Origin of the sequence: Klebsiella sp. B345, assembly GCF_051131735.1 — a bacterium.
Classification (GTDB): domain Bacteria; phylum Pseudomonadota; class Gammaproteobacteria; order Enterobacterales; family Enterobacteriaceae; genus Klebsiella.
In genome coordinates, this window is record NZ_CP180443.1 from 4,910,539 (window position 1) to 4,926,676 (window position 16,138).

Genomic DNA, 16,138 nt, shown 5'->3' on the forward strand with positions numbered 1-16,138 from the left:
ACCTGATAAAACTACTGTATATATAATCAGTATTTATATGGTGGGTTTATCATGAAGTTTTACACGCCAGCCGAGTTGCACCAGATAGCTCCGCTCCCTTTATTCAGTGACGTTGTGCAGTGCGGCTTTCCCAGCCCGGCGCAGGATTATGTCGAAAAACGCATCGACTTAAACGATCTGTTGATTAGCCACCCCAGCGCGACCTATTTTGTGAAAGCCGCAGGGGACAGCATGATTGACGGGGGCATCGGAGAGGGCGATCTGCTGATCGTCGACAGCTCACGCAAGGCCGCACATGGCGATATAGTGATCGCTGCGGTGGACGGAGAGTTTACGGTCAAGAAATTGCAGCTCTGGCCGCTGGTACAGCTGAATCCGATGAACAGCGCTTATTCCCCGATCCTCGTGGGTAGTGAAGAGACTCTTAATGTCTTTGGCGTTGTCACCTACATCATTAAATCCGCAGGCTGAATATGTTTGCGCTCTGTGATGTTAACGCGTTTTATGCCAGTTGCGAGACGGTTTTCAGGCCGGACTTAAGCGGCCGACCGGTGGTGGTGCTGTCGAATAACGACGGCTGCGTGATCGCCCGCTCTGCCGAAGCGAAGCCATTTGTGAAGATGGGCGAGCCGTACTTTAAACAAAAAGATCAGCTCCGCCGACACGGCGTTATCTGCTTTAGCAGCAATTATGAGCTCTACGCGGACATGTCGAACCGGGTCATGACGACGCTGGAAGAGCTATCTCCGCGCTGTGAAATTTACAGCATCGATGAGGCCTTCTGCGATCTTACCGGGGTACGTAACTGCCGCGAGCTGAGTGACTTTGGCCGGGAAATTCGTGAAACGATAGGGCGCAGGACCCATCTCACCGTCGGCGTCGGTATCGCCCAGACGAAAACCCTGGCCAAGCTGGCCAACCATGCGGCAAAGCAGTGGCAGCAGCAAACGGGCGGCGTGGTGGATCTATCGAACCGGGAGCGGCAGAGAAAGCTGATGGCCCGCCTGCCCGTCGGGGATGTGTGGGGCGTCGGCCGCCGCATCAGTACAAAGCTCGAGACTATGGGGATCAAAACCGTCCTGCAACTTGCGGATACCGATATCCGTTTTATCCGCAAACATTTCAACGTGATCCTTGAGCGAACGGTGAGAGAGTTGTGCGGCGAACCTTGTCTGGCGCTGGAAGAGTTTGTGCCACTGAAACAGGAGATTATCTGCAGCCGATCGTTCGGCAGCTATATCACGGCGTATCCCGAGATGCATCAGGCGATATGCAGCTACGCGTCGCGTGCCGCAGAGAAACTCCGCGCCGAGCATCAGTACTGCCGGTTTATTTCGATGTTTATCAAAACCAGCCCCTTTGCGCAGAACAGCCCCCATTACAGTAACAGCGCGTCGGTAAAGCTGCTCACGCCGACGCAGGACAGCCGGGATATTATTGCGGCGGCCATTCGCGCGCTGGACTCGGTCTGGAAAGAGGGACATCGCTATCAGAAAGCCGGGGTGATGCTGGGGGATTTTTACAGCCAGGGGGTCGCTCAGCTCAATCTTTTCGACGACAACGCGCCGCGCAAGAACAGCGAGAAACTGATGGCGGTACTGGACGCTCTGAATGCGAAAAACGGGAGAAGTGCGCTCTATTTTGCCGGGCAGGGGATACAGACCGGATGGCAGATGAAACGTGACATGCTTTCCCCGCGCTACACTACTCGCTATAGCGATCTGCTGCAGGTGCGCTAAAGGGCCATGCCGTCATGGCGGTGGAGATACACATAGTGTCTGCGGGCGGGTGATGTCGCCATCCGGTGCAGGACGCACCCGGGATGGCGGCACAGAAACCATTAACGGTTTAAGTTTTTGAGCAGTTTGACCGTCTCTTCGATGTCAATTTCATCTTCCGAGAAGATAAGGGTCGTGCTCTGGAAGGTGGTGATCGCCAGCTTTTTCAGCGAACGCATCTCGCCCGGCTTCGCGGCGGATTTGGGCCTGATATTCCCCATCAGCATCCCCACCGACAGTACCGCATTCTCTTTATCAACAGAGGCATCGGCCGGGACTTCTTCGCTGTACACGAGATAAGACTTGATCGAGGTGATCTTCAGGCGCTCGCCGGCAATATAGAGATTTTTGCTCTCCGGGACGACCTTCACCGCATAAGCGGACAAGCCTTTATTATTGGTGGTGGGTTCAAAGGTCACCGCCGCATCTTTCTTAATCAGGTCAGGGTTGGCGACCTTAATCACATGAAAATAACGGTTATCACCGTTTTCATCTTTGATAAATCCAAAACCTTTATCTTTAAACCAGGTTGTGATCGTGCCATTCATCGCCATTATTGCCTACTTAATCGTTTATCTACTCAGTTTTTGCAGCGCGCAGTGTAAAGCACAATGCCTGCGCAGACCACGCCTTTGGCTTAAGTCTGGACGATAAATTTGTGCTGCGCGAGTGGCTAACGGCGAAGAGTGGGCCGCCAGCCGTTGTTTTGTGGATTTTACCCCGCTGGACTCGCTATATGGCTGGCAGAGCGCACAGCCATCGCTTGTTACCACATCAAATCATCAGGAATTTTAAAATCAGCGTACGGATCGTCTTCATCCTGTGCTTCCTGAGTCAGGTCGCTATTGAACACAATGCTGTTGGCGTCACGCTGGGCAATCTTATCGGCCACGCTGGCAGGGATAATCGCGTATGCGCTCTCGCCATTGGCGTCAGTGGTCAGGCGCGCGATGGCAAGCCGGCCATTGGTGAGCTGCGCCTGGGTCAGTTTGTCCACCATCATCTGCTTGATTAAGTTACCGTCGGTGAAGTTAAACGTAATATTGCCCTTTGAAACGGTGATGCGGTTCATTTCAATAAGCTGTTTTACCTGCGCTTTATACTCTTTCGATAACGTCGCCTGCTTTTGTTGTTCACTCAGCAGCTTGTCGCGCTCAAGTTGCGACTGCTTATTTTCAGCGACCGCCGCACGGGCCTCACGGGCCTGAACGCGTGATTTTTTCGCCGTTCTCTGGACCTTAGCCGCCTTCTTGCTGGTGACTAATCCTGCTTTGAGCATCTGTTCTTGTAAGGTAAGTTTTGTCATCGTCGCTTCTGAACCCGTTGAATAATGCAGGGGATTATACCTGCAATTTTGACAGCTGTAACAGGTTCCAGCCAACGAACCTGCGCTGTGGCTGCCTGCCAGGCCTGTCGATCGCCACCGTGTTCCAGGGGAACAGGACGATGCAGAATCGCGCGTGGACGGCATAATTGTTATCGCGATCATATTTTTTCATTCTGCTGATAATAAATAATATCGTCTTAAGGTTATTTTAACCTTTCCTTTTTCTTATTTTGAAATAAAGCATTTTCAGATAATCAAATTATTAAGCGCGGTATATTTAACTGTTTTCTTTTTATGGGAATTGTTTTCATTATCATTCCCATTTCACTGTGTTTTAATCCTTTTCGGCCAGGCTATCGGCGGCCATTTATTCAAACATACTAAGGATTAGCATATGAATTTTCGCCTGTCGTCCTACTGCTCCGTCGCGCTTGTCGCCTCATCGTTATATCTTGCCCCTCAGGCCATGGCGGCTGACAGCGCTGAAGGCATCGTGGTGTATAACGCCCAGCATGAAAACCTGGTGAAGTCGTGGGTAGACGGTTTCACCAAAGAAACCGGCATTAAAGTGACCCTGCGTAACGGTGGCGACAGCGAGCTGGGAAATCAGCTGGTGCAAGAAGGGAGCGCGTCGCCGGCCGATGTCTTCCTGACGGAAAACTCCCCGTCGATGGTGCTGGTCGATAACGCGAAATTATTTGCCCCTCTTGATGCTGACACCTTAAAACAGGTGGCGCCGGAATATCGTCCTGCCCACGGCCGCTGGATTGGCATTGCAGCACGCAGTACCGTTTTTGTCTATAACCCGGAAAAAATCAGTGAGTCTCAGCTGCCTCATTCGCTGATGGACCTGGCGAAGCCAGAATGGAAAGGGCGCTGGGCCGCATCTCCATCAGGTGCCGACTTCCAGGCTATCGTCAGCGCGATGCTCGCGCTGAAAGGCGAGCAAGCCACGCTCGACTGGCTCAAAGCGATGAAAGCGAATTTCGTGGCCTATAAAGGCAACAGCACGGTCATGAAAGCCGTGAACGCCGGGCAGATTGATGGCGGCGTGATTTACCACTACTACCGCTTTGTCGATCAGGCAAAAACCGGTGAAAACAGCAAAAATACCAAACTGTATTACTTCAAACATCAGGACCCGGGTGCCTTTGTCAGCATCTCCGGCGGTGGTGTTCTGGCGTCCAGCAAACACAAAGAGCAGGCTCAGGCCTTTATCAAATGGATCACCGGTAAGCAGGGTCAGGATGAGCTGAGAACCAATAATGCATTTGAATATGCCGTGGGCGTCAATGCCGCATCGAACCCGAAACTGACGCCGCTGAACGCGCTGGATGCACCGAAAGTTGAACCTTCTTCGCTGAACAGTAAAAAAGTTATCGACCTGATGACGCAAGCTGGCCTGCTGTAATCCCCGGTGAAGTGAATACCTTATGTCTGGTCTGAGTCTTACACTCGGAAATAAAGTTCGACGCCTGCCTGAGCGCAGGCGTCCTGCATTTCCGATGGTTGCATTAGCAATCCTGATTTCATTGTTGTCGCTCCTGCCGTTAGGTTTTGTTATCGCTGTGGGCATAGATACCGGCTGGGACACCATTAAGGCGCTGGTCTTTCGTCCGCGCGTGGGGGAACTGCTTGGCAATACGCTGTGGCTAAGTGTCTTAACCGTCCCGACCTGCATTGCGCTTGGCGTTACGCTGGCCTGGCTGACGGAGCGCACGACCCTGGCAGGGCGGCAGATATGGTCGGCGCTGGCGGTTGCGCCGTTGGCGATCCCGGCGTTTGTCCAGAGCTACGCCTGGATCAGCGCGGTGCCATCGCTGCACGGTCTTTCCTCCGGCGTATTCCTCTCGGTGCTGGCCTACTATCCTTTTATTTATATGCCGGTGGCGGCGGTGCTTCGTCGCCTGGACCCGACCCTTGAAGATGTCGCTGCCTCGCTGGGCACGCCGCCGTGGAAGGTTTTCTTCCGGGTGGTATTACCCCAGCTTAAGCTGGCGATTTGTGGCGGCGCGCTGCTGGTGGCGCTGCATCTGCTGGCGGAATACGGCCTTTATGCAATGATCCGCTTCGATACCTTTACGACCGCAATTTATGACCAGTTCCAGTCCACCTTCAGCGGTCCGGCGGCGAATATGCTGGCCGGCGTGTTGGCGCTGTGCTGCCTGGCGTTTTTGGTGCTGGAAAGTGCCGCCAGAGGAAAAGCGCGTTATGCCCGGATTGGCGCCGGCGCGGCGCGGGAGCAGAAACGCAAAAAACTGAACCTGGTGGCCACCGTTGCGGCACAGGCGCTGCTGCTGGCGCTGGTCCTGCTGGCGCTCGGCGTGCCGCTGATTGTGCTGGGACGTTGGCTGTGGCTGGGAGGCATTGCCAACTGGATGAGTGCCGACCTGTGGTCTTCCTTCCGCCAGACGCTGATGCTCGGCGCCAGCGGGGCGCTTTTGACCACCGCCTGCGGGATCCCGATTGCCTGGCTGGGGATCCGCTATCCACGCCGGGTGTTTCGCCTGCTGGAAGGCTGCAATTACCTGACCAGCTCGCTACCCGGCATTGTCACCGCCCTGGCGCTGGTGACCATCACTATCCACTACGCGCGGCCGATCTATCAAACCGAGGTCACGCTGTTTCTGGCCTACCTGCTGATGTTTATGCCCCGGGCGTTGATTAACCTCCGTGCCGGGATCGCCCAGGCGCCGGTGGAGTTGGAAAATGTGGCGCGCAGCCTCGGAAGAAGTCCCGCCCGGGCGCTGTGGAGCATCACGCTGCGTCTCGCCGCGCCGGGGGCGACGGCCGGTGCAGCGTTGGTATTCCTTGGCGTCAGTAATGAACTGACCGCCACGCTGCTGCTTTCCCCGCTGGGAACCCGCACGCTCTCCACCGGGTTTTGGGCGTTAACCAGCGAGATCGATTATGTCGCGGCGGCACCCTATGCCCTGCTGATGATTGCGATTTCGCTGCCGTTGACCGCTCTCCTTTACCACCAGTCGAAAAAAATGGCAGGTCTGTAACATGCTGGAATTAACCGCTGTCTCAAAATCTTTTGCCGATGCGCAGGTGCTGGATAACCTTTTTCTGACGGTGGCCGCCGGCAGCCGCACGGCCATCGTGGGCCCGTCGGGTTCTGGAAAAACCACGCTACTGCGGATCCTGGCCGGGTTTGAAACACCCGATGCCGGGCGCATCGTGATGCAGGGGAGAACGCTCTCTGGCGACGGGGTCTTTGTGCCCGCGCACCAACGTGGGATTGGGTTTGTACCGCAGGAAGGGGCGCTGTTTCCCCATCTCAATGTCGCGGACAACATTGCCTGGGGTTTAGATTGCGGCCGGCAGGAAAAGCGCCGTCGGGTGGCGGCACTGATGGAGATGGTGTCGCTGGACGCACAGCTGGCAACGCACTGGCCGCATCACATCTCCGGTGGCCAGCAGCAGCGCGTTGCGCTGGCCAGGGCGCTGGCACAGCAGCCATCGTTGATGTTATTGGATGAACCTTTTTCCGCGCTGGATACCGGGCTGCGCGCCACCACCCGCAAGGCAACGGCCGATTTGCTCGCCGAAGCAGGCGTCGCCGCGATCCTGGTGACGCACGATCAGAATGAAGCTCTGTCATTTGCCAGCCAGGTGGCGGTGATGCGCCAGGGGCGCTTTACCCAGGTTGGCAGCCCGTTTGAGGTTTATTCCCGGCCCGCCGATGAAGCCACAGCGCTGTTTCTCGGTGATGCGGTGATACTGCCGGCGGAGCTTTACAACGGGCGGGCGCAGTGCGTCATTGGTGAACTGCGTACCGATAATGATATAGCCAGAGGGCCGGGGCGGGTCATGCTACGTCCGGAACAGCTGGTCATGACGCCTTGCCAGATGAATGACAGCGACATCCGCATTCTCGACGTCGATTTTTCCGGACAACTGTCGATACTGACGCTGGCGGTCGCGCAGCAGTCTGAGACGCTACAGCTGAAAACCGTCAGTCGTGCCGAATGGATACCGGGCTGCCGGGTACGCATTGATGTGACCGGTAAAGGCCGGGTATTCATCAACAGATAGCGTTAGGATTTTTCTTAGGTTAATTATTCTGCCGATGCTCATCGGTTAAATGATTGATATTGTTTTATGTTGCAATGGCACCGAAAGGCGCTATTTATGGATTAAAAAGCGCGATTCTCATCCTGTGTCAGGGCGTCTGTGACAGGCGCTGTTGCTTGAGTTCCCTGGGGGGATAGATTATCGTGGGGAACCGGCTATTCATTTGCCGCCCAGTCCGTTCGGACTGCTGAATAACAACAAAACCAATAAGACCATACTCATTTACCCTCATAACTGAGGGGTGTGATGCTATTACACACAATAAATAGCCTAATGGAACAGGCTCTAATGTAGGGGTTCATATGTGGACTGTGATTGGCATTTTTTTAGTCCTCGCGTTTATCGGTAATTTAATCAAGAAAAAAGAAACGCCAGCTACTAAATCAGGTAGCCGGACGGCAGAACCGATCGTTGATGTTGAAAAGAGAAAAGCCCATAGCCGTCAGGTGGAACGCGTCATGCCGCCGGTCGCGACGCCGTCGTTGTTTGATAAACACCCCCGGGAACCGCAGCCGCCACGCCCGTTAATCAGCGGCGTTAATCATGCCGGCCCCTGTATTACGATGACCGACGCGTTGAATATGCTTATGCATATCAACGGCTTTAAAGAATATATGCTAACGCGCTATGCGATAACCGGTGAAACCCATCTGGCGCCAGCCTATACCTCAGATCTGCATAATGCATTTATGCAACTGGTGGCGAATAAACCGTTCTATGCGATTCAAGCGTTTAACTGGGCGAGGGCGATTGATTTCAGCGGGGTGAAACGGCGGAATATTGCCGCGCTTTATCACTTTAGTCATCTGACGAATCTGAAAAATATATTTCAGTCAGGAATAATGACCCGCCAGCAGCTTGATGAAGGCCAAAATACTTTTCATTATAACGACGAATTACGGCTGGAAGGGATGCGCAATTCTATTTCCCTGTCATTAGGTCAGGTGAATAAAAAAATGCTCTACAAATATTCCCAGGCACTGCGGGACCATAACTGGGTCATCCTGAAAATCAAAAAAGAGTTAATTAGCGGGCCAACCCAACCTTCTTTCGATCATCAGATGTTGCTTAACCAAACCGTTTTTTGCCACAGTAATGCAGCTTCCACCGGGGTGAGGTCGATAAGCGTGGAGCAGCGTCAGAAACATCAGGCCTTTCAGGCGATGTTTAGCGGCAACAATAACGACGATTCTGGCGATCGGCCCTATGATATCCAGGCGGAAATTTTGTATTGTGGGGCGATCCCGGTGTGGTTTATTAGCGAGGTAATTTTCTACTCTGCGGAGAATGTTCCCTCATGGTTACGCGATTGTCCGGTGAAGATCGTGGTTGACCCTTCACATTTTGCTTTTTAGGTGACTTTATGGCCGTGCGCCCCGTATTTATCCCGACCTCAACAGGGGCGGCCCTGGTGGAGATCGTCAATGTGGATTTCAGCTGGTCGCCAGGCCTTGCGGTCAGCCAAAAACAAAAATCCATCGCTGCGCTGCACGAAAGCTATCGCATGGATCATCCGGAGGCCAGAATCCTTGAGGTCTCCAGCAAATCGCCAGAGACGCTGGGCGTGCAGCTCAGCGCCTTTAATATGGGTGTTCAAAGCAACGGCGGGCAGTTCATCAGCGTCGAATCGCTGTTCCAGTCATCAAAAGTGTTTACCGATAACGGCACGCTGCGCGGGCCGTTTCGCGAGCTGATGCGCCTGTCGCCGAAAGAGGCCAAGCGCGCGGACGTGCTAAAAACATCGGGCCGGCTGGACCACTTTTCATTTCAGCCGAATGAAGCGCGGGAGGCTATCATCTGGCCGCTAGAGCCGAAAACTGCTTTTTACGATTGGCTGTATCTCAACGCGCTGCAGCATTCCCCCTGCAAAGAACAGGTGCTGGAATATGCGGCTTTTACCGATATCGAATTTAATCCAGAGAAGTCGGTGAACTGCCAGGCCTATTCTGTCGCGCTCTGGTGTGCGCTGCAGCAACGCAAGATGTTGGCCACCACGATCCCGGCGCGCGATGCGTTTATCGAGCTGCTCGAACAGTTCACGATCCACAACACCAGCGACGGCGATCTGCGCAATATGCGTCTTTTCTAAGAGCGGGAGAGATTATGGTAAGGCGACTACCCACTGGCGACAGCAACCTGCCGGCAACGACTGCGGCGGATACCTTTGCCGACATCCCCGATGAACGTAAACGGGCGATCCGTGACGAGGTGATGCAGGACTACTTTAAACGTGTTGCGGCGGTAAAAAAACAGCTGGATGCCATGACCGTGGCACAGCGCGAGATGTTCCACCGCAGCCTGGCGGAAAGCCTGGCGCTGGTGGGGAAAGGGGATATGGCCAATGAGTGAAAATAAAATTCTGGCCGCCGTGGCCGAGTCACTTAAGCAGACGCACAACGCGGTCAATCAGGCCAACAACGCCCTTGGGATCATCGCCCGGGAGTTTCTGTATCGCTCGATGCTGGAACGAGAGCTGTCATCGGAGTTGATTGCGATGGAAGCGGCCATGAAAGGGGTGCAGGAGAGTATTCGCCGTCAGCAGGAACTGGATGCGACCCTGGCGAAAATGGATCCTCAGAGCCGCGTTGATTTTAAAGCTATACTCGAAGAGAACCGCGCCAGAATCGAAGCGTTGCTGAATGACAAACTGCCCCGCAAGTGAGCAGTGCGATAAACCAAAAAAAGCCAGCCAATTCCTGGCTGGCAAATACTCGGATATACCCGTCATACTTCAAGCTGCATATGCGTTGGCTACACCCGCTCACCCCAGTCACTTACTTCAGTAAGCTCCTGGGGACTCACGGCTTTGCCGCCTTTATGCAACCTGAATTATTTAGGGTGCAGATACACATTTATGTTTGATGTTCAGCGTTGTGCCTGAACACCTTTCTGGATACTGCGGCACGCACGGCAATATCCAGAAAGCTGGTCAGCGATGCGGCATTGCCGCCATTAGTCTTCGGGCAATAGCTTTTTACAGTGGTAAATAAAGGCGCTGGAACGCTGGGTCAGTGCCTCAATCTCCCGCGGTTTCATGCCATTGCGTAAATAGGCAATGATCAATTCCCGGTCGGCCGCAACATGAGCCCGGCAGTTATAGCGCGAGGCCGCTTGCTGGTCTTTTTTCTGCTGCAATAAGGCGACGATCTCCTGCTGCTTTTGCCTGGCCTGGCGGGCGACCTCGTGGTCATCGCATCGCGCCATGTCGGCCCACAACGCCAGCGCGCGCCGTAATAATCCCTGTTCCTGCAGGCGCTGAGCCTGAACCTGCATCTCTTGTGCTTGACTTATCATCATGATGACACCGGCCTGTGTAGTGAGGGTTAATTTATCATACAAATATGATGGTAACAGGATTAGAAATGAAATGAATAATTTTTATGTTAATCATGAATAAATGGAATGATTTTGCAGAACCTTGATTTTACAAGGATTGATACGCAGACAGGGCGCTGCCTGAGACACTTTTCTGCGGTGTCATCAGGCAGCGGGGAAGCAGGGGCGGTAACGTCGGTTATAAATCAATCACTAAATTTGCCGAACGACTGCGGGAGCAGCACAGGGCAATCTGCTGCGCGCTGGCGGATTTCTCGGCGTCCGACTGTACCGTATCGCGATGATCGGCCTGGCCCGCCACCACCGGCGTCAGGCAGGCGCCACACAGGCCCATCTCGCACGAAAGCGGGACGGCCACGCCGTTGTCCTGCAATACCTGGGCGATAGTTTTATGGCCCGGCACTGGCCATGTTTCCCCGGAGGAGGCCAGGGTGATGGTGAAGGTATCGTCGCCGTCGGCTCCGGCGACGGGCGCTGGCGGCTGGAAGGCTTCGCTGTGGATCTGCGCCTCGGGCCAGTTTTTTTCCGTCGCATGCTGGCGGGCGGCTGCCATAAAGCCCGCCGGGCCACAGAGATACAGATGGTGGTCGGCGTGCCCTTCGCCGAGGATATTGCTGAGGCGGGTCCGCGGGCTCTCGCTTTCGTCTGAGCAGTGGATCGTGCAGCGTTCATCGCCAAAAGTCGCCATCATTTCCGTCGTAAATGCAGCATGATCGCGACTTTTCACAAAGTAATGCAGTGCAAAAGGGATACCCGCCGCGTGCAGATGCAGCGCCATGGTATACAGCGGGGTGATGCCAATCCCCGCCGCCAGCAGCGTCACCCGGCCCGCGGGCTGCAGGGCAAACAGGTTGCGCGGCGGCGAGATCAGCAGCGTCTGGCCTGGACGCAGCGTCTCATGGATATAGCGCGACCCACCGCGAGAGGCGCTATCCTGCGCCACGCAGATCAGATAGCTGTCGCATACGCCATCGCTATGCGCACCGGTCAGCGAGTACTGGCGGATAATCCCGCAGGGCAGGTGCACATCGATATGCGCCCCAGGCTGCCAGCCGGGAAGCGGCTGGCGGTTCTGCGCCACCAGCCTGATGGCGAGGCTTTTGTCCCCCTGGCGCCACAGGCCATCCACCACCATCTTCAGTACGTCACTCATAATGATCCTCCACTTACACCAGGAAAAACTCACCAAAGCCCATTTTCTTCAGGCCGCGGCGATAGGCGATGGAACTACGGTCGGCAGGAATATGCGCCTCCAGCGTCAGGTCCAGCGGCAGTCTTTCCGGGCGCTGGGTCTCGACCATCAGTCGGTCCTCTTCGAACACCCGCAGGTTGAAGGCATGGACATCGGCCACCGGCACGTGCAGGTCAAAATTGCGTGCAATCGGCGCAAACATCCGGGTTACCCGCGACGACACCGGCGAGGCGGCATTCATGATCACCAGCCGGGCATCGCCGGGGAAGTGGATCGTCAGGGTGGCGGTAAACGGCAGATGCATCTCGAAATGGCGCAGCCACTGGAAGCCATCCGGTGCGCGAAACTCAGAGCTGGCCGGGTAGTTGCCGACGGAACTCCAGTAATCGGCAATAAAGCCAAACGGCGTCTCCTGCGGGTTGTAGGTTGGTACCACCTGATTATCCGGATCCGCAAAGGTGTCGGTATGGATCCAGGCGAAGTGGGCAACGTCAAGAAACCCCTCGACCTGGCGCCCGGCGAAGCCGTTGACCTCGAAGGCCGGGCAGGTGATCTGCTGAAAGCCCTCATCGTGCCAGTGGGGCATCGTCGGCAGCGGCATCGGGTTTTCCGGGTCGAAGGCCAGGCAGGTCCAGATAAGGCCATAGCGCTCTTCCACCGCGTAGCTGGTGAGATGAAGCTTGGCCGGAATCGGCTGGTCGGGGCTGGAGGGAATGCGGTTGCAGCGCCCGTCCTCGCCAAAGCGCAGACCGTGGTAGGGGCAGACAATCCCTTCTTCATCATGGAAGCCGAGGGTCAGCGGCACGCCGCGATGCGGACAGACATCGCGGGCGACCACGACCTGGCCCTTGATGCGGTAGATAACTAATTGTTCGTCCAGCAGGATGGCTTTTACCGGCGCGGCGCCAATATCCTCGGCACGGGCCACCGGGTGCCAGCATCGGGCAAGGCGCAGCCAGTCTTGCGGGTCAAACGTGCAATGGGCGGGTGGGGTCGGCGTGGGTCTGTTCATGGTTGTCCTTCCTGCTCACAAAAATAGAATTGTTTAATTGTTGTGAGTTAATTGTTGTCATATTAGGGTGTTGACATCCATCAGCATTAATTCACTAATGCGTTGCAAAAAAGTGTACAGGTGAAGCATGAGTCCATTTTCGCGTTTTGCACTCTATTTTGCCGAGGTGGCCCGCAGCGGAAGCCTGCGTCGGGCGGCTGAAAAGCTACACATCTCGGCATCGGCGATTAATCGCCAGATCCTGCAGGCCGAGGAGGCCTTCGGCACTCCGCTGTTTGAACGTTTGCCGGAAGGGCTGCGGATGACCACCGCCGGCGAACTGCTGTATGACAATCTGCTGCGCTGGCAAAAAGAGTTTCGCCTGACCCGGCAAAAGTTTGATGAGCTACAGGGGCTTAAGCGTGGCACGGTCAGCGTCGGCATGGTACAGGCGCTGGCCGAGGGGAGCTTTGCCGCGGCGCTGGCCGATATCATCGGCAACTGGGAGTGGCTGGAGCTGGTGCTGCAGGTGGCAGACAGCCATACGGTCAGCGAGAAGATACGCCAGGCCGACCTCGATTTTGGCCTGATCCTGGACCCGGAAGGGCAGGCGGGACTCAGTGTCCTGGCGTTTGTTGAACTGGAGATGGGGATCGTGATGCGCCCGGACCATCCGCTGGCCGGGGCGGCGGCGTTGTCATTAGGTGAACTTAGCCAGCAGCGCCATATTGTACCCGGCGCGCCGCTGATTGTGCACGAACGCGTCGGGATGCTGTATCGCCACTACGATTTTATCCCGGCGAACAGCATCAGCTGTAATGACATCCGGCTGATTAAGTCGCTGGTCCTTAAAGGCAGCGGAGTGACGGTGCTGAGCCGGCTGGATGTGCTGGACGAGGTGAGAAACGGCCTGCTGCAGTTTATCCCGCTGCGCAATAAGTTGCTGCGTCCCCTGACGCTGGCGCTGTGTTCGGCGCCATCGCGCCAGCTGTCGCGTCCGGCACAAATGGCGATTCAAAAATTGACGGCGGTGATGGAAGAGATGCAGACCGTCTAGCCCAGCGGACCGCCCTGAATGGTGTCGCACAGACCGTTGATGATCCGCTCGCCGGTCTCCTCTTTCAGCTCCTGATACCATGCCTGGGTCAGGGCCATATCTTTGCCGTGGGTGATATCACAGCGCTTGCGCGCCTTAAGCACCAGGTCGCGCACCCGCTCGCAGCGCAGGGCCTCGTACTGCTGAAGCGCCACGGTAATATCGCGGTGCGTGCGGAACATGTCGCCAAGCACCACCGCATCCTCCATCGCCGCGCAACCGCCCTGACCAATATCCGGCGTCGTGCTGTGAGCGGCATCGCCGAGCAGCGCCACCTTGCCGCGCACCAGGCTGTCGAAAGGCTCAATATCATGGATTTCAATACGGTTGGTGGTGTGCGGATCCAGTGCCGCAATCAGCCGTTGCACCGGCGGCGCCCAGCCGTCGAAGTAGCGGGAGAGGTCGTCTCGCAGGGTGTCGCGGTCTTCGGCCAGCCCCAGCGGCAACGGCACATCGAAGAAGAAATAGAAGCGGCCGTTTGCCACCGGCATCAACGACACGCGTTTGCCGTCGCCGACGAAGGTGGTCCACTGGTTGGCCGGGGCAATCTGCTCATCTATCGTCACCAGACCATTCCAGTTCACGTAGCCGGCATAGCGGCGCTCGGGGGTAAAGCCCAGCACGTACGGACGCAGCGCTGAGTGGCTGCCATCGGCGGCGATCAGGAAATCCCCGTGGGCCGTGCTCCCGTCGGTAAACCAGACCGTTACCCCGCTGGCGTGTTCTTCGGCCCGGGTGACCCGTTTACCAAACTGCACGGCGTCGCGGCCCCAGAAGTCGAGCATCTCCCCTTGCAATTCGCTGCGGGAAATTGGGCTGGGGCGACCGCCGGTGCGCTCCACCAGCGGCGCCAGGCTAAAGCGGGTCAGGGTTTCGCCGTCGTGACTGGCGTTATAGGCCAGATAGTGCATCGGGCCGCCGTAGGTATCGATGATGTCACCCATCCCCAGGCTTCGCATGCACTTCACGCCGTTGGGCCAGATAGAGATTGCCGCGCCGACCGGTTTAATCTCTTTGACCGCCTCAAACACTTCGCACTCAATTCCCGCGTTCTTCAGCGCGACGGCCGCGCTCAGGCCGCCAATACCGGCGCCGATGACTAATGCTTTCATGCTCTTCTCCATTTATTGCGTCGTAAAGGCGTTGAGCAAATTGCGTACCAGCTTGACGAGCCCCACGCTGGCCGGGGCAGACGGGGCATTGTGCCGGGGAGTGCACTTATCTGGTGCGTTATTGCGTGGCAATTGCCATTTTTTGAATCAAAAATTTCTGATTGTCGCTGTAGGTATCGAATGTTTCACGGTCAACCATGGTGGTGTGAGCGACTTTTGCGCTACATTTATCGCTATTGTGTTGATAATTAAAATGTAATGCGGTGCGGGAGGCGGGGCGACGGCGAGAGCGCGACTCTGGCCTGCTTTGTGCACTGTGCAGACGGCGTTTTAAACAACCCGCGGGAATGATCATGTCCGATAATAATAATGACCGCTGTGGCGGCGGTTAAGGAGTCACGATGATTGCGCTTCACCAATTTAATCAACTTTCTCCGCAGGAGGCCGCGAACCTGCTGGCCCCCTGCGTTGCCCTCGACGCCTGGGTAGCGGCGCTAGTACAGGCCCGACCCTATTCCGATCTCCAGGCGCTGCTGGCGGCGGCCGAACAGCAGGCCGGGCAGTGGGGGGAAGCAGAACTGGATCAGGCGCTGAGCGCCCATCCGCGCATCGGTGAGAAGCCCCCCGGGGAGCGTGCCCATGCCGCGCTGTCCCGGCAGGAGCAGGCGGCGGTGAACGACAACGACGCCACGCTGGCCGAGGCCTTGAAAGCCGGCAATGCCCGCTACGAAGCGCGCTTCGGTCGGGTCTTCCTGATCCGCGCGAAGGGCCGCAGCGGCGAGGCTATCCTGCAGGCGCTCACGCAGCGCCTGACCCACAGCGAGGCAGAGGAAGTACAGGTTGCGCTGGCGCAGTTGCGCGAGATTACACTTTTAAGACTGACGGGAGTCATTGGCGAATGAATACGTTAAGTACCCATATTCTGGATATTTCTACCGGCCAGCCGGCACAAGGGGTGGCGGTGCATCTGATGCTCGGTGGGCAATCTATTGCCAGCGGGATAACCGACGAAAATGGCCGCATTGCGACGCTGGCTCCCGGTATGCTGGTGGCCGGACGCTATCGTCTGGTAGCGGAAATCGGCGACTGGTTTACCCACAGCGGCCGCGAAACGCTGTACCTGCGCGCGCAGATTGACTTTGCGATTAGCGCCGAGGCGGATACACATTTTCATTTACCGTTCGTGATTGCCCCGGGCGGTTGGTCAACCTACCGGGGAAGTTAAG

General features: G+C 56.3%; 18 protein-coding genes. 12 read left to right on the plus strand and 6 right to left on the minus strand.

Features of this window, described 5'->3' with window-relative positions; genetic code table 11:
• Positions 1-51: 51 nt before the first annotated feature.
• Positions 52-471: a translesion error-prone DNA polymerase V autoproteolytic subunit gene (locus ACMYSO_RS22970; RefSeq protein WP_434585614.1), complete on the plus strand. Its 420-nt coding sequence runs from the start codon at positions 52-54 to the stop codon at positions 469-471.
• Between the two features lie 2 nt (positions 472-473).
• Positions 474-1,739, plus strand: coding sequence for a Y-family DNA polymerase (locus ACMYSO_RS22975; protein ID WP_434668235.1), 1,266 nt, complete (start codon positions 474-476; stop codon positions 1,737-1,739).
• Between the two features lie 101 nt (positions 1,740-1,840).
• Here ACMYSO_RS22975 and ACMYSO_RS22980 read toward each other — a convergent pair whose 3' ends face one another.
• Together ACMYSO_RS22980 and ACMYSO_RS22985 are read right to left on the minus strand one after the other, a co-directional pair.
• Positions 1,841-2,332: a cold-shock protein gene (locus ACMYSO_RS22980; protein WP_434668238.1), complete on the minus strand. Its 492-nt coding sequence runs from the start codon at positions 2,330-2,332 to the stop codon at positions 1,841-1,843.
• A 212-nt stretch (positions 2,333-2,544) separates the two neighbouring features.
• Entirely contained in the window at positions 2,545-3,084 is a 540-nt protein-coding gene (locus ACMYSO_RS22985) for a DUF2058 domain-containing protein (protein ID WP_434585612.1), read from the minus strand.
• Positions 3,085-3,499: 415 nt separating this feature from the next.
• On the opposite strand from ACMYSO_RS22985, the gene ACMYSO_RS22990 reads away from it, so the two are divergent.
• From ACMYSO_RS22990 to ACMYSO_RS23020, 7 genes are all read left to right on the plus strand, one after another.
• Positions 3,500-4,516, plus strand: coding sequence for an iron ABC transporter substrate-binding protein (locus ACMYSO_RS22990; RefSeq protein WP_434668241.1), 1,017 nt, complete (start codon positions 3,500-3,502; stop codon positions 4,514-4,516).
• Positions 4,517-4,538: 22 nt separating this feature from the next.
• Positions 4,539-6,113: an ABC transporter permease gene (locus tag ACMYSO_RS22995; RefSeq protein ID WP_434668244.1), complete on the plus strand. Its 1,575-nt coding sequence runs from the start codon at positions 4,539-4,541 to the stop codon at positions 6,111-6,113.
• Between the two features lies 1 nt (position 6,114).
• Complete coding sequence (locus ACMYSO_RS23000) at positions 6,115-7,146, plus strand: ABC transporter ATP-binding protein (protein WP_434668247.1); 1,032 nt, start codon at positions 6,115-6,117, stop codon at positions 7,144-7,146.
• A gap of 341 nt (positions 7,147-7,487) precedes the next feature.
• Positions 7,488-8,540, plus strand: coding sequence for a DarT ssDNA thymidine ADP-ribosyltransferase family protein (locus ACMYSO_RS23005; RefSeq protein WP_434668250.1), 1,053 nt, complete (start codon positions 7,488-7,490; stop codon positions 8,538-8,540).
• Positions 8,541-8,548: 8 nt separating this feature from the next.
• A complete protein-coding gene (locus tag ACMYSO_RS23010; RefSeq protein ID WP_434668253.1) occupies positions 8,549-9,274 on the plus strand; it encodes a DarT1-associated NADAR antitoxin family protein in 726 nt (241 codons plus the stop codon).
• A gap of 14 nt (positions 9,275-9,288) precedes the next feature.
• Entirely contained in the window at positions 9,289-9,534 is a 246-nt protein-coding gene (locus ACMYSO_RS23015; protein WP_434668255.1) for a hypothetical protein, read from the plus strand.
• Positions 9,527-9,847 carry a hypothetical protein gene (locus ACMYSO_RS23020; RefSeq protein WP_434668257.1) on the plus strand — a complete coding sequence of 107 codons (321 nt, stop codon included), beginning with the start codon at positions 9,527-9,529 and terminating at the stop codon, positions 9,845-9,847. The genes ACMYSO_RS23015 and ACMYSO_RS23020 overlap by 8 nt, the downstream gene beginning before the upstream one ends.
• 290 nt (positions 9,848-10,137) lie before the next feature.
• On the opposite strand, the gene ACMYSO_RS23025 is transcribed toward ACMYSO_RS23020, so the two are convergent.
• From ACMYSO_RS23025 to hpxD, 3 genes are all read right to left on the minus strand, one after another.
• The gene (locus tag ACMYSO_RS23025) at positions 10,138-10,482 is read right to left on the minus strand and encodes a hypothetical protein (protein WP_434668260.1); all 345 of its coding nucleotides are present in this window, start codon (positions 10,480-10,482) and stop codon (positions 10,138-10,140) included.
• A gap of 217 nt (positions 10,483-10,699) precedes the next feature.
• Complete coding sequence (locus tag ACMYSO_RS23030) at positions 10,700-11,674, minus strand: PDR/VanB family oxidoreductase (protein ID WP_434668262.1); 975 nt, start codon at positions 11,672-11,674, stop codon at positions 10,700-10,702.
• A gap of 13 nt (positions 11,675-11,687) precedes the next feature.
• On the minus strand, positions 11,688-12,725 hold the full coding sequence (gene hpxD / locus ACMYSO_RS23035) for a molybdenum cofactor-independent xanthine hydroxylase subunit HpxD (protein ID WP_123753723.1): 1,038 nt from the start codon (positions 12,723-12,725) through the stop codon (positions 11,688-11,690).
• A 127-nt stretch (positions 12,726-12,852) separates the two neighbouring features.
• Between hpxD and hpxR the strand changes: the two genes are divergently transcribed.
• Entirely contained in the window at positions 12,853-13,761 is a 909-nt protein-coding gene (gene hpxR, locus ACMYSO_RS23040; protein ID WP_434668265.1) for a LysR family hpxDE operon transcriptional regulator HpxR, read from the plus strand.
• Here hpxR and hpxO read toward each other — a convergent pair.
• Positions 13,758-14,912, minus strand: a complete 1,155-nt coding sequence (gene hpxO, locus ACMYSO_RS23045) for an FAD-dependent urate hydroxylase HpxO (protein WP_434668268.1) — start codon at positions 14,910-14,912, stop codon at positions 13,758-13,760. The genes hpxR and hpxO overlap by 4 nt on opposite strands.
• A gap of 401 nt (positions 14,913-15,313) precedes the next feature.
• Here hpxO and uraD point away from each other — a divergent pair, with 401 nt between their 5' ends.
• A complete protein-coding gene (gene uraD / locus ACMYSO_RS23050; RefSeq protein WP_434668271.1) occupies positions 15,314-15,814 on the plus strand; it encodes a 2-oxo-4-hydroxy-4-carboxy-5-ureidoimidazoline decarboxylase in 501 nt (166 codons plus the stop codon).
• Positions 15,811-16,137: a hydroxyisourate hydrolase gene (gene uraH, locus ACMYSO_RS23055; protein ID WP_434585599.1), complete on the plus strand. Its 327-nt coding sequence runs from the start codon at positions 15,811-15,813 to the stop codon at positions 16,135-16,137. The genes uraD and uraH overlap by 4 nt, the downstream gene beginning before the upstream one ends.
• The last annotated feature ends 1 nt before the right edge of the window (position 16,138 follow it).

Coding starts and splice junctions, on each gene's coding strand:
- ACMYSO_RS22970 (WP_434585614.1), top strand. CDS start 52: ATGAAGTTTTACACGCCAGCCGAGTTGCACCAGATAGCTCCGCTCCCT.
- ACMYSO_RS22975 (WP_434668235.1), top strand. CDS start 474: ATGTTTGCGCTCTGTGATGTTAACGCGTTTTATGCCAGTTGCGAGACG.
- ACMYSO_RS22980 (WP_434668238.1), bottom strand. CDS start 2,332: ATGGCGATGAATGGCACGATCACAACCTGGTTTAAAGATAAAGGTTTT.
- ACMYSO_RS22985 (WP_434585612.1), bottom strand. CDS start 3,084: ATGACAAAACTTACCTTACAAGAACAGATGCTCAAAGCAGGATTAGTC.
- ACMYSO_RS22990 (WP_434668241.1), top strand. CDS start 3,500: ATGAATTTTCGCCTGTCGTCCTACTGCTCCGTCGCGCTTGTCGCCTCA.
- ACMYSO_RS22995 (WP_434668244.1), top strand. CDS start 4,539: ATGTCTGGTCTGAGTCTTACACTCGGAAATAAAGTTCGACGCCTGCCT.
- ACMYSO_RS23000 (WP_434668247.1), top strand. CDS start 6,115: ATGCTGGAATTAACCGCTGTCTCAAAATCTTTTGCCGATGCGCAGGTG.
- ACMYSO_RS23005 (WP_434668250.1), top strand. CDS start 7,488: ATGTGGACTGTGATTGGCATTTTTTTAGTCCTCGCGTTTATCGGTAAT.
- ACMYSO_RS23010 (WP_434668253.1), top strand. CDS start 8,549: ATGGCCGTGCGCCCCGTATTTATCCCGACCTCAACAGGGGCGGCCCTG.
- ACMYSO_RS23015 (WP_434668255.1), top strand. CDS start 9,289: ATGGTAAGGCGACTACCCACTGGCGACAGCAACCTGCCGGCAACGACT.
- ACMYSO_RS23020 (WP_434668257.1), top strand. CDS start 9,527: ATGAGTGAAAATAAAATTCTGGCCGCCGTGGCCGAGTCACTTAAGCAG.
- ACMYSO_RS23025 (WP_434668260.1), bottom strand. CDS start 10,482: ATGATGATAAGTCAAGCACAAGAGATGCAGGTTCAGGCTCAGCGCCTG.
- ACMYSO_RS23030 (WP_434668262.1), bottom strand. CDS start 11,674: ATGAGTGACGTACTGAAGATGGTGGTGGATGGCCTGTGGCGCCAGGGG.
- hpxD (WP_123753723.1), bottom strand. CDS start 12,725: ATGAACAGACCCACGCCGACCCCACCCGCCCATTGCACGTTTGACCCG.
- hpxR (WP_434668265.1), top strand. CDS start 12,853: ATGAGTCCATTTTCGCGTTTTGCACTCTATTTTGCCGAGGTGGCCCGC.
- hpxO (WP_434668268.1), bottom strand. CDS start 14,912: ATGAAAGCATTAGTCATCGGCGCCGGTATTGGCGGCCTGAGCGCGGCC.
- uraD (WP_434668271.1), top strand. CDS start 15,314: ATGATTGCGCTTCACCAATTTAATCAACTTTCTCCGCAGGAGGCCGCG.
- uraH (WP_434585599.1), top strand. CDS start 15,811: ATGAATACGTTAAGTACCCATATTCTGGATATTTCTACCGGCCAGCCG.